We start from the raw sequence: 12,167 nt of genomic DNA on the forward strand, positions 1-12,167 counted from the left end.
AACCGCCGCGCCGGAAGCGTCGCCGTCTGAGCCACTCTTCACCGTGGCTGGCTCTCTCACCGTTGGCCTGCCCGCATTCGGCGGGGAGAGGGCATTGACCGCGAGCCCTGAGCGCGTCGGCCAACCCCCTCCGGGCGTGGTGCATTGCCGCTGGGCAACATGCCGCTTCGAGTGCGGTCGGGGCGGCCTGGCATCTCCTGGAGCCTCCCTCAGCTCACACGATCAGGAAGAAGAGAGTGGGCGAGGCTGGGGCAGAGGTGGGCCTGGCGGGGATCGGGCCCCCTGCGGCTATTTCTCAGGGGCGCCGCCTCCGCGCCGCCCACGAGAAATTTCGGCCGGGACCGGAGGCGCTGGGCAGCGAAGACACTTGGCAGGGCTGGACGGAGCGGATGCTCGCCTGTACTGCCTGGTGCGCGCTGTACGCGCTGTACTGCGCCGCCTCGTCGAGCTGCGTGGCACCGCTACCTTCGACAGCGTCCCCACGGGCTGCTTCCCAAGGCGTCCGGCAAGCCGAGGAGCACGGACGTGCGCCACGACTTTCGACCGGCCGGAACTGGGACATGCCTGAGGGGCCTGATGGGCCGTCGCTGCTCAAGCAATCGTGCTCGATGGGCGACGGCGCCGCACCGAGCTCGCTGTCCGGGTCACGACCGCCGCGTAGCCGACGCCGACCGCGAGGGACGCGAACAGGGCGGTGAGCGGGAAGTCCTCTTGAAGATGGGGGTAGACCTGGTAGTGCGTCAGGTAGATGTAGAGGGAGCTGCTGGCCAGGACGCCGACCAGTGTGTTGACCGGGCCGATGCTGGGCAGGGTCGGGACCCAGATCAGCAGTCCCAGCCCGGTGATCACGAGGGCCGTGCGCAGGGGCTGGTCCTGGAACAGGCCGGGCACGGTGAACAGCAGCACAGCAGTCAGCAGTGCCCGTTGGCGCACTGTGCCCGCTCGTGCGGCTGCCCACCCGAGTGCGAACAGCCAGAAGACCACCGAAGGGCTCAGCTGGGGGCGCGCGGAGGCCAGGCCGAACAGGTCGTAGCGGCCTGCCAGTGCGATGATTGCCAGCCCAAGGGGCACTTCGAAGGGGTATCGCCGCTCCAGCCGGTCCAGCAGAGGTATGGCCATGAGGGCAGTGAGGACGACGAGGTAGTAGACCAAGGCTTCCACGAACCAGTAGGCCCAGTCGAAGCGGTCGTTCCCCTGAGAGAGCAGGCTGTTCAGCAGTAGGGCGTTCGCCGGATCGTAGTGGTCGGTCAGGAGCACCGCGCCGGTGATCCACACCATGCTGGGTACCGCGATGCGGGCGATGCTGCGCCACAGGCGACGTAGGCGTTCGCGGCGTGCGGCTTCGGTCAGCTGGAAGCGGGCGAAGTTGTACCCCGCGACGGCGATGAGGATGTGGGCGAAGCCCTTGATGCTGAAGACCTGGACGTGTGAGCCGACTATGAGGACGATCCCGACGGCGCGCAGGGCGATGCCCGTCTCCAGGGTGCGGCGACTCCTCCAGGACCGGGGGCCCGTCCAGGAGCGCAAAGCCCGCGGTATCCGCCGATCACGGGGTGTTCTCGGTGCATCCGGTTGGCGACGGTCTTCGGTCGTGGCCGCTGCCAGGGCCCGTAGGTCGCGGATGGTCATCGTGTGCCAGTCGACGGGCAGTTGTCCGAGCGTTTCCTCGAGGCGCAGGGATATCTCGACGTAGCAGAGGGAGTCGCCCCCCAGGCCGACGAAGCTGCTGTCCTCGCTCACGTCGGGGTGGTCGAGGATCTCCGCGTAGAGAAGGCGGAGGTCCGCAGTGGCGCCGGGCGCCTCCTCCTGTTCCGGGTTCGCGAGCCGTCGTACGGCTTCGTAGTCGGGCTTACCAGAGGTCAGACGGGGGAGTTCGGCGAGGGTCCGCACCCGTATCGCGCGGGCGGGGAGCCCGCACTCGCGGGCGACCAGCCGTCGGATGCTGGCTTCCGCGCCGGCGCCCCCGAGCGCGGCCACCGCCAGGGCTTCCCCGTCCCCCGTGCAATACGCCGTGACTCCGTGGCGGTCGAGCAGCGTCTCCACCTGCTGCGGATCGATGCGCAGCCCGAGGATCTTCAGGAAACGGCTGCGGCGGCCCACGATCTCGTACAGCCCGTCGGGAGCGCGCCGGGCGAGGTCGCCGGTGTGCAGCTCCTGGACGGTCCGGCCGAGGGCGAGATCGGCGGGACTCTGGGCGTAACCGAGCATCACGTTCGATCCCGAATAGACCAGTTCGCCCACATCGGGGTCGTGGCAGTCGACCGGGTTCAGCCGGAAGCAGCCGCCGGGGATCGGTACGCCGATGGCCTCGGGGCGCTCGGCGGCCAGGTGCGGCGGCAAGTAGGCCATGCGAGCCGTGGCCTCGGTCTGGCCGTACATGACGTACAACTCCCACCCTGCGCGGCGGCCCAGTGCGGCGTAGTGCGCCACCCGCTGGGGTGCGAGCCGACCCCCGGCCTGGGTGAGGCGGCGCAGGTGCGGCAGGTCCATGTGCTCGAAGCCGACGCGGTCCAGCAGGTCGAACGTGTACGGCACGCCGGCGAGCGAGGTGCCTCGGGCGGCGCGGAACTCCTCCCAGAACGCCGTCTCGGACACTGACCGTTCGGTGAGGATCAGGGCGGCGCCGCGTGCGAGATGGCTGTGGATGACGGACAGTCCGTAGCAGTAGTGCATGGGCAGTGTGGTGGCGGCCCGGTCGGTGTCGTCGATGCCCAGGTAGGAGGCTATGGCCTCGGCGTTGGACTGGAGGTTGTCGTGCGACAGGCGCACTAGTTTCGGCGAGCCGGTCGAGCCGGAGGTGCTCAGCAGCAGCGCGAGGTCCGGGTGCAGGGTGTGCGCGCTTGCCGGGTGCCGTTCGTCGAGGGTCCAGGTCCCGTCGCTGTAGGGGCGGGCCACCACGTCGGGGGCGTACGCCTCGGTCAGCGCTCGGATGGTGCCCTCGCTGTCGCCGGGCGTGAGCAGCACGGGGTGGCCGGCGGACAGGGCGGCCAGGTGTATGACCAGGGCGTCGGCGGTGTTGGACCCGGCGAGCATGACCAGCCGCCGTACCGGTCCGAGGCGCTCGGCCGTCGCGGTCACCCGTTCGGCCAGTTCGCGGTACGACAGTTCGCCGTCCGCCGTGATGAGTGCGGGGCGGTCGCCCTGGGCGGCGAGGTCGCGTGCGAACGTGACTGTTTTTGGCCACTCTTGCGGGGGTGACTGGGGGGCGGCAAGTGACGGGGACGAACCGGATATTCGGCTCACGGGGCGGGCCCTTTCCGCGGCATTGTCCGCTTGTTAGTACAGAACCCTTGACGTTTAGGTAAGCCATACCTTATTCATGGCGTGGTCATAATCAAGCCACAGAGAAACCACAGACTCGCATCGCCCCCGCTTCATACGGACCGGGGGCATCAAGCGAGCACAGCGGGAGGCCCCCTCATGCGACGCCCCTTCGTCCGCCGGATCACCGCCCTCACGGCGGCCGGACTGCTGCTCCCCGCGCTCGCGGCGTGCGGCTCCGAGGACAAGGACGGCGAGGCCGGCGACTCCGCCCTCGTCATCTACTCCGGGCGCAACGAGAAGCTGGTCGACCCGCTGCTGGACAAGCTGGAAAAGGCCGTCGGCGCCAAGGTCGAGGTGCGCTACGGCGAGAGCGCCGAGCTGGCCGCCCAGATCCTGGAGGAGGGCGACCGCACCAAGGCCGGGATCTTCTTCTCCCAGGACGCCGGCGCGCTGGGTGCCCTGTCCAAGGAGGGCATGCTGAAGAAGCTGCCCCAGGCCACACTCGACAAGGTCGACGAGGTCTACCGGGGCTCCGGCGGCGACTGGGTCGGCCTCTCGGGACGCGTACGCGTCATCGCGTACAACCCGGACCAGGTCCCCGCCGACAAGGTCCCCGACAGCGTGTTCGACGTCGTCAAGCCCGAGTGGAAGGGCAAGGTCGGCTTCGCGCCCACCAACGCCTCCTTCCAGGCATTCGTCACCGGCATGCGCGTCCTCAAGGGCGACGACGTCACCCGCAAGTGGCTCGAGGACCTCAAGGCGAACGGCGCCAAGACCTACGCCCACAACCTCGCCACGCTGGACGGCGTGGAGGCCGGCGAGGTCTCCCTGGGCCTGGTCAACCACTACTACTGGTACGAAAGGGTCGCCGAGAAGGGCGAGGACAACGTCAACTCCAAGCTGCACTTCCTGCCCGGCGGGGACCCCGGCGCGCTGATCAACGTGGCTGGCGCGGGCATCCTCAAGGACAGCGAGCAGGGCAAGACCGCCCAGAAGGCGGTGGACTACCTGCTGTCGAAGGAGGCTCAGACCTACTTCGCGGACGAGACCAAGGAGTACCCGCTGGCCGCGGGCGTCACCAGCACCGTCGAGGGGCTGCCCGGCTTCGACTCCCTGGAGTCCCCCGACATCGACCTCGGCAGGCTGGAGTCGCTCCAGGAGACTCTGGCCATGCTCCAGGACGTCGGCCTGGTCTGACCGTCGTGCCCGCATCCCCGTCCACCTCGCGACCCGCCGGAGCGCCGGCCGGTCGCGAGGCCGCACCCGGCCGCGCGCCCCGACCGCTGCGGGTGCCGGGCCGCAGACCGCCCCTGGTCCTGCTGGTCCCCGCCGGCGTTGCCGCCCTCTTCGCACTGCTGCCGCTCGGCTACCTCGCCGTACGCGCCTTCGAACGCGGCCCCGCCTTCGCCTGGGACGTCGTCTCCGACGAGCGCACCCTCGATCTCCTCGGCCGCAGCCTCAGCCTGACCGCCGTGGTCGTCGCCGCCTGCCTGGTCCTCGGGGTGTCGCTGGCCTGGCTCACCGTGCGCACCGACCTGCCCGGCGCCCGCGGCTGGTCGGTGCTGGCCACGCTGCCGCTGGCGGTGCCGAGCTATGTGGCCGCCTTCGCCTGGCTGTCGGCCGAACCCGAACTCGCCGGATTCGGGGGCGCCGCCCTCTCCCTGACCCTGGTCAGCTTCCCGTACGTCCACCTGCCGGTTGCCGCCACACTGCGCGGCATCGACCCGGCGCAGGAGGAGGCCGCGCGCTCCCTCGGCCACGGGCCCCTGCGGACCTTCCTCAAGGTGACCCTGCCCCAACTGCGCCCCGCGGCCGCCGGCGGCGCCCTGCTCGTCGCGCTCTACGTGCTCTCCGACTTCGGCGCGGTCTCGCTGATGCGGTACGACACCTTCACCCGCGCCATCCACACCTCCTACCGCGCCTCCTTCGACCGCACCCCCGCCGCCGCGCTCAGCGTCGTCCTGGTCGTGCTCACCGTCGCGCTGGTCGCCGCCGAGGCCCGCACCCGCGGCCGGGCCGGACACACCCGCACCGGCACCGGGACGGCCCGCCCGCACGTACCAGCGACCCTGGGCCGTTGGCGGCCGCTCGCTCTGCTGTGGTGCGGGACGATCGTCGCCGTCGCCGTAGCCTTCCCGCTGGGCACTCTCGGCTACTGGCTGACCGTCGGCAGCTCCGCCACCTGGGACCTGGGCGCACTCGCGGAAATCGCCTGGACCACCTTCGGCGTCGCCGCGGCAGGCGCGGCACTTACCACCGTCCTCGCGCTGCCCGTCGGGGTGATCGCCGCCCGGCACCGGGGGCGCGGCGCCCGCCTGCTGGAGCAGGCCGCCTACGCCGGCCACGCGCTGCCCGGCATCACGGTCGCCCTCGCCCTGGTCTTCTTCGCCGTGCGTTATGCCTACCCCCTCTACCAGCAACTTCCCCTCCTGGTCTGTGCGTACGCGGTCCTCTTTCTCCCTGTCGCGGTGGCCGCCACCCGCGCGGCCGTGCTCCAGGCGCCGCCCGCCCTCGAGGACGTGGCCCGCTCGCTCGGGCGTCGGCCATGGCAGGTGCTGCGCGAGATCACCGTCCCGTTGGCCGCCCCCGGAGTGGCCGCCGGAGCCGCGCTGACCTTCGTGGTCTGCATGAAGGAACTCCCCGCGACCCTCCTGCTGCGGCCCACCGGCATGGACACCCTGGCCACCCGGCTGTGGACGGAGACCGGCGCCGGCTCCTTCGCGGCGGCCGCCCCCTACGCCGCCGCGCTCATCCTGCTGGCCGCCGTCCCTTCGTACCTCCTAGGCAGGCACCGGACATGAACGAACTGCACATCGAAGGGCTCACCAAGACCTACGGAGCCTCGGAGCCGGTCCTGCGAGGGCTGGAACTCACCGTGCCGGCAGGGGCGTTGGCCGCCGTACTCGGGCCTTCCGGCTGCGGCAAGACCACCATGCTGCGGATCGTCGCGGGCTTCCTGCACGCCGACGCGGGCACCGTCCGGCTCGGCGACCGGCTGATCACCGGCCCCGGCCTGAACCTGCCGCCGGAGCGCCGCAGGATCGGCATCGTGCCGCAAGAGGGAGCTCTCTTCCCGCACTTGAGCGTCGGCCGCAACGTCGCCTTCGGGCTGCACGGCCTCGACCGGGCCGAACGACGGCGCCGCACCGAGGAGCTGCTGGAACTGGTCGGCCTCGCCGGATACGGCGACCGTATGCCCCATGAGCTGTCGGGCGGCCAGCAGCAGCGCGTCGCCCTGGCCCGCGCGCTAGCCGCAAGGCCCCGGCTCGTGCTGCTGGACGAGCCGTTCAACGCCCTAGACAGCGCCCTGCGGACGGGAGTGCGCTCCGATGTACGGGCCGCGCTGCGGGCGGCCGGAGCGACAGCGATTCTTGTCACTCACGACCAGCAAGAGGCGCTGTCCACCGCCGACCTCGTCGCCGTCGTCCGGGACGGCCGGGTCGCCCAGTGCGACACCCCACAGGAGCTCTACCGCAGGCCCGCCGACCTCTGGATCGCCGGCTTCGTGGGCGACGCCGTCCTGCTCCCCGCCACCGTCCACCACGACGGCCGCGCCCGCACCCCCCTCGGCCTCGTCCCCCTCACGGGCGCCACCGACGGCCTGCGCACCGGCACGGTCCTGCTCCGCCCGGAACAACTCCGCCTCACCGGCCCCGACACCGAGGGCGCGGTCACGGGCAAGGTCACCGACGTCCGTTACTACGGACACGACGCCATGGTGACCGTGGCCGTCGAGGGCCATGACGCGCCGGTCGACATCCGGGTCGCGGGGCCACTCGGGGTCCGGCCGGGGGACGCGACGGGCGTGCGCGTGGAAGGCGTGGGGGTTCTGCATCCATAGCGCCGCGTCTATATCTGTCTGGCTTCACCCTACGGCCGTCATCATCTCGTTCCGAACATGACCCGAGACTCGCCTAAGGGCTTGCAGATCATCAAGGTGTTGCTTGGCGTCCCAAGGCTCGTTGGTGTGGTGTATGCATCCCGGACGAGATCCGTGCCCAACTTGCCATGAGGTTCGAGGTGTTGTTTCCGCATCTGGATGAGCGGCAACGACGGCTGCTGATGGCCGCAGAGGCCCGTGTTCTGGGACACGGTGGTGTTCGGTCCATTCAGGTCAGCCCAGCCTTGGCCAGCGACAGCCTCGGCCTGCACCCTAATTGGGGCAAACCGCGTTGCACCCGTCCCGGGCGCCGTGTAGCACCCGTTGTCGGCCCGGCGGCCGGGACGGGACAGAAGTCATCATCTCCGCTGCTGTCCATCGGGCGCTGAACCCCCGTTAAGGGTTGAGGCGGAAAGCTCCCGCCGGACGGAGGCACCAGCGTACTTGTTCGACTCGTGGGCGGCCCAGCTCGCCGATTGCGTGCTGAAGACCACCGGCGCCGCGCGGGCCGGGGGGTGCCGTCGGATGTGCCCCTCCACTGCCCGTACGGCCGCACGAATCTGCGGGCGGAGAAATTCCTGTTCATGCGCGTGGGCGATCAAGTTCCCCAGAGTGAGGTCGGCGGGTGTGTTACCGGCGGGAGGTGCCCGTCGCGAGAGGCTTGACCTCAAGTCAAGTAGAGGTCGCAGAGTGGGTGTTCTCCTGCAGATCTACCGGAAGGAACGGTCATGCGCGCCGTCGTGCTGCACGAGTTCGGATCCGCTGAGAACCTCCGTTATGAGACTGTGCCCGATCCCGTACCGGGACCGGGCGAGGTCCGCGTCTTGGTGAGGGCCGCGGGGGTCCACCAGATCGAGACGGCGATGCGGGAAGGGCTGGAGATCGGTCCGCCCCTTCCCGGACTTCCGGCGATCTTCGGGGGAGAGGTGGCCGGCGTCGTCGAGTCGGTCGGGCCAGACGTGGACGAGGCCTGGATTGGCGCCAAGGCGGTGACCGCGCACGGCAGGCCGGGGGGCTACGCCGAGCTCGCCGTCGCCGACGTCTCGTCCCTGCACCGGATTCCGGCCGGACTGGGGTACGAGGCCGCCGTCACTATGGTCGTCACCGGCACCACCACCATCGGCCTGCTCGACATCGCAGAGCTCACCTCCGGCGACGTGGTCCTGGTCACCTCCGCGGCCGGTGGCATCGGCCGTCTGGTTGTCCAGTTCGCCCGCCGCCTCGGCGCCACGATTATCGGCGCGGCGGGCGGACCGGCCAAGACGGCGGCCGTGCGAGAGCTGGGAGCCGACATCGCTGTCGACTACAACCTGCCGGACTGGACGGGCACCGTCCGCGATGCCTTGGGCGGGCAGGGCGTCACGGTCGTTCTGGACGGTGTCGAGGGCGACAAGGGGCGGGCCGCCTTCGGGCTGCTGGCCGAGGGCGGGCGCTACATCACCATCGGCGCGGCCTCACGGGAGGAGTTCCGCCCCGATGAGGCGGAGCTGAAGGAGCGCGGCGTGAACTTCACCGACGCACTGGCCCTGCTGTTGGAGAACCAAGACGCGCCCGCCGATCAGGCCCGCGCGCTCGCGGCGGCCGCCGACGGGAGTCTGGTACCCGCCTTCCAGACCTTCTCCCTGTCGCAGGCCGCTGCGGCTCACGCCGCTTTGGAGGCGAGGGCGACAACAGGCAAAGTCGTCCTCGTCCCCGACGCCCATTGGTGAGATCCGGCTGGCGTTGGTCCAGCCGAGGCAGTGGCTCATGAAGGTGCCAGACGACGTCACCCGCCAGCCAGGCGGCCTGGCGGCCGCGCTCTGTACGACCCGCGCACCGGCGAACCCGCACACACGGGCCCGGCGTCAGCTGCCGCTTCTCCTGCTCCGGCGATACACCCTGACGACAGGCCCGACCACGGCACCGGGTGCCCCGACCACACGGCCGACGACGGCAGGTCAGCGGATCCGGTCCGCTCGCCACGGCGGCGACAGCCCTTCGAGGCCCGCCACCCGGTTGAGTGAAGCCACCGCAGCAGCGGAACTCTCCCAGGCCACCGCGGCGTGTGGGGACAAGGGCTTCGTGGTCTTGCCTTGTCGAAGAGGTCCGGTGCTGCGGCTGTTCAGATACTTCGACGACACAACCTGACCACAGCCCGACCATGGCTCCGTTTGCCTCGACCACAGACCCGACCACGAATTAGGTCAGCATGTTGCGACGCAGCGAGCCCTGCGCCTGTCCGCTCATGCCTGGTGATCACCCGGTTGGCCGCGCCTGTGGTGGGCCTGGCCGGGCAGGCGGGCATACGCGCGTCCTGGGCGCGATCCATCCTCCGGTGGTGTTCCGGGCGTGTGGGCGGGTGCCGCGGCTGATCCCGAGTCGGCCGCGGCGCCCGACCGTCTGCCGGCTATCCCGTCTGCCCCCGGGTGCTGGTTAAGCGCACGGCCAGGCCGACAACCCCGCCGGCGACCCCACCGACAGCCGCTCACTCGCGGGATCTGTCCGTACATCCGCAGGCGACACGGGTGAGCAGGCGATCGCAGCCGTGCAGGCCGCGTACGGACTCAACCCTGCCGCGGTGGCGGGCGGTTGGCCGGACGCGCCAGTGCCGGCGGCCCGGCCGGTGATGCTCCGGCGAGTCGTTCGCCAGCGCGCAGTCGTGCGCTCCGTGCGCCTATCAGTCAGAAGGGAGGTTCGAGATCGCCGCGGCCATCGCTATGTGGCCCGCAGTCCCAGGGCTCCTCCTGGAGAGGCTCAATGTCGGTGACGTCGTGGCCCCATGCTTCGAGGGCCTGCCAGGCAACGCGCCGGTTAGGGGCGTCACTGCTGGTGTCTAGGATGCGGCGTGCGTGCACGGCGAGGTGATCGCGGTGCTGGGCGAGCGCGGGGTGTTCGGCGAGGATGAGCGCGGCGAGGCCGGCGGCTTCGCGCACGTCCTCGTGATTGTCCTGCAGGAAGGGCGCGACGGCTCGATAAAGCATCGGGCGCAGGTCCCGGAAGGCCGCCAGCGTGGTGTCGTGGGTGAGGAAGCCAGGGAAGTACTGCTCGGTGCGGTCGACAATCTCGTCGGAGGCGTCGTCGGCCGTGGACGCCAACCAGTTCAACAATGTCGCGCGGATGGGGACGTTGCGATACGGCCGGAGGGTCATGGCCGCCGGGTGGGTGAGGATGCCGGCGACATACATGGCGACGGGGGCGGTGGCTTCGTAGATGCTGTTCTGGTGGCGGACCAGGTCACTCAGTTCCGACAAAGCGGTGATCTGCAGCTTGGGATCAGGCTCCAGCAGCCGTGCCAGGACTTTGGGAAGGCACTCACCGTTCCCGAAAGCCGTCTGGAGCGAACCCCAATCAGTCTCCGCTAGGACTACCTGATAGGGCGGCAAGTCAGGCTCGCGGGGAGCCCCGGCCCTGGAGCTGCTGTGGTTCACAGGCCAAACCTAGACCAGACTTCTGACACGATTTCCGTCCGGGCCGGTTGGAAGGCGCTGTCCTTCCGAGAGTGGCGGGTTCGTTTGCGCTGGTCAGGCATAGGGTCGGTGTTTCGGCGGCGGGACGAGGTGTTGTGTTGTCTCTGCGGTGGAGGTGCCGGGATGCCGTCGGTAGGGCCTCCTGGTGTGCTCAAGGTCTCGACAAGCCCACCGGCAGCCGTCACGGCGAAGAACAGCGCGGCCCCCAACGGCTCCCTCCGCCGCACCGGCAGCCTCGACAACACCAGCGACGAAGAACTCGCCCACGCCCGCGTCGGCTAGACCGCGATCCCGAACTCCTCCGTCAGCAGTCGCTCGACGTCCTCGTCCGCGACCTGGCGTTCGCCGACCGTGCCGTCGGCGAGGGTCTCGGTGAGGAGGTTGCCGTGGAGCAGGAGGTGGCGGTCGGCGGTGACGCGCTGGACGTAGCGGCTCTGGGTGAACGGGGAGCGCGGGTTCGTCCCGACGTGCCAGTTGAACACCTCGTAGTCGGGCTCCTCGAAGGGGTCCAGGGTGAAGGCGTACTGCTGCTCCCAGCCCTTTCCGTCGTGCGTCTGAAGCATCCACAGCTCCAACGGCCCGTGGTGCGGGACGTGCACGAGCCGGTGCCGGCGGCCCGCGCCGCGGTACTCGGTGTCGGTTTGCAGCGGCACCGGCTCCAGCAGCGCGCCGATGGCGCCGAAGCCCACGTCGGCGAGGTAAGGCTGCGGCTCACCGGGGACGTGGACGAGCAGTGTCATGTGGGTGCGGGGCCGGCTCGCGGGCCGGTCCGCGCCGAGGACGACCCGGGCCGCCAGCGTGGTCACCCGGAAGCCGAGGGCCTCCAGGGCGTGCCGGAAGAGGGTGTTGTGCTCGTAGCAGTAACCGCCGCGGCGGCCGTGGACCAGCTTGGCCATCAGGTCGCCGAGCTCCAGCGAGGGCGCCCGCCCGCTGACGGGGTCCAGGTTCTCGAACGGAACGGCCCAGGAGTGCGCCAGATGCACACCCCGCAGCGTGGCCAGGTCGGCCCTGCGCTCCCCGTTCCATCCGATGCGGCCGAGATACGCGTCGAGGTCGAACTCCACTGTGTCGGACATGACTTCACCCTAGGCAGCCGTTCCCGCCCCCGTCGGCGGACCTCAGCCGCAACTACGCCGGGACTTCGGTCCTAGTCCCGCAGCCCTCGGCCCAGCCGCCGCAGCCCCTCCCTGATCCGTTCCGGTGTCTCCGTCACGAAGCACAGGCGCAGGGTCGAGGGGCCACTGGATCCAGACGCGGTCCCCGCAGCATCATCCGAGCGGCCGCGATGAAGGCCCCGACCGGCTGTCCGGATGCTGTTGGTAAATCCAGGGGCCTGCGTGACGACGGCCTGTATGACCCCGTTGGGGTTGTGCAGGTGTGCAGGCATTCGGCCTGCGCAGATCCCGCTACCGCGGCCTCGCGAAGACCCGGCTGCAACACCACTTCACCGGCGCCGCCATCAACCTCGCCCGCATCGATGCCTGGCTCACCGGCAAGTCCCTCGCCCGCACCCGCGTCTCACCCTTCGCAGCACTCCGCCCCGCTGGATGAGATCCAGCGGGGCGGATTTACCAACA

The 12,167-nt window shown here is 70.2% G+C and carries 9 protein-coding genes; 6 read left to right on the forward strand and 3 right to left on the reverse strand.

The genetic code is table 11. The annotated features are described in order from the left end of the window. Positions 1–591: 591 nt before the first annotated feature. Positions 592–3,243, reverse strand: coding sequence for an AMP-binding protein (locus M8H82_RS36675; protein WP_250078712.1), 2,652 nt, complete (start codon positions 3,241–3,243; stop codon positions 592–594). Between the two features lie 177 nt (positions 3,244–3,420). Between M8H82_RS36675 and M8H82_RS32570 the strand changes: the two genes are divergently transcribed. From M8H82_RS32570 to M8H82_RS32585, 4 genes are all read left to right on the forward strand, one after another. Beyond that, on the forward strand, positions 3,421–4,461 hold the full coding sequence (locus tag M8H82_RS32570; RefSeq protein ID WP_250078713.1) for an iron ABC transporter substrate-binding protein: 1,041 nt from the start codon (positions 3,421–3,423) through the stop codon (positions 4,459–4,461). 5 nt (positions 4,462–4,466) lie between these two features. Beyond that, complete coding sequence (locus M8H82_RS32575) at positions 4,467–6,065, forward strand: ABC transporter permease (protein ID WP_374211728.1); 1,599 nt, start codon at positions 4,467–4,469, stop codon at positions 6,063–6,065. Further along, positions 6,062–7,105, forward strand: a complete 1,044-nt coding sequence (locus M8H82_RS32580; RefSeq protein WP_250078714.1) for an ABC transporter ATP-binding protein — start codon at positions 6,062–6,064, stop codon at positions 7,103–7,105. The genes M8H82_RS32575 and M8H82_RS32580 overlap by 4 nt, the downstream gene beginning before the upstream one ends. 767 nt (positions 7,106–7,872) lie before the next feature. Further along, positions 7,873–8,853, forward strand: a complete 981-nt coding sequence (locus M8H82_RS32585) for a zinc-binding dehydrogenase (protein ID WP_250078715.1) — start codon at positions 7,873–7,875, stop codon at positions 8,851–8,853. 951 nt (positions 8,854–9,804) lie between these two features. Here M8H82_RS32585 and M8H82_RS32590 read toward each other — a convergent pair. Next, positions 9,805–10,551, reverse strand: coding sequence for a hypothetical protein (locus tag M8H82_RS32590; protein ID WP_250078716.1), 747 nt, complete (start codon positions 10,549–10,551; stop codon positions 9,805–9,807). A 162-nt stretch (positions 10,552–10,713) separates the two neighbouring features. On the opposite strand from M8H82_RS32590, the gene M8H82_RS32595 reads away from it, so the two are divergent. After that, positions 10,714–10,872: a hypothetical protein gene (locus M8H82_RS32595; RefSeq protein ID WP_250078717.1), complete on the forward strand. Its 159-nt coding sequence runs from the start codon at positions 10,714–10,716 to the stop codon at positions 10,870–10,872. Here the strand turns inward: M8H82_RS32595 and M8H82_RS32600 are convergent. Continuing rightward, a complete protein-coding gene (locus tag M8H82_RS32600; protein WP_250078718.1) occupies positions 10,869–11,666 on the reverse strand; it encodes an arylamine N-acetyltransferase in 798 nt (265 codons plus the stop codon). The two genes, M8H82_RS32595 and M8H82_RS32600, sit on opposite strands and share 4 nt — an antisense overlap. 301 nt (positions 11,667–11,967) lie before the next feature. Between M8H82_RS32600 and M8H82_RS32605 the strand changes: the two genes are divergently transcribed. Then, positions 11,968–12,141: a hypothetical protein gene (locus M8H82_RS32605; RefSeq protein WP_374211730.1), complete on the forward strand. Its 174-nt coding sequence runs from the start codon at positions 11,968–11,970 to the stop codon at positions 12,139–12,141. The last annotated feature ends 26 nt before the right edge of the window (positions 12,142–12,167 follow it).

The organism is Streptomyces sp. YS415, assembly GCF_023544665.1.
Classification (GTDB): Bacteria; Actinomycetota; Actinomycetes; order Streptomycetales; family Streptomycetaceae; genus Streptomyces.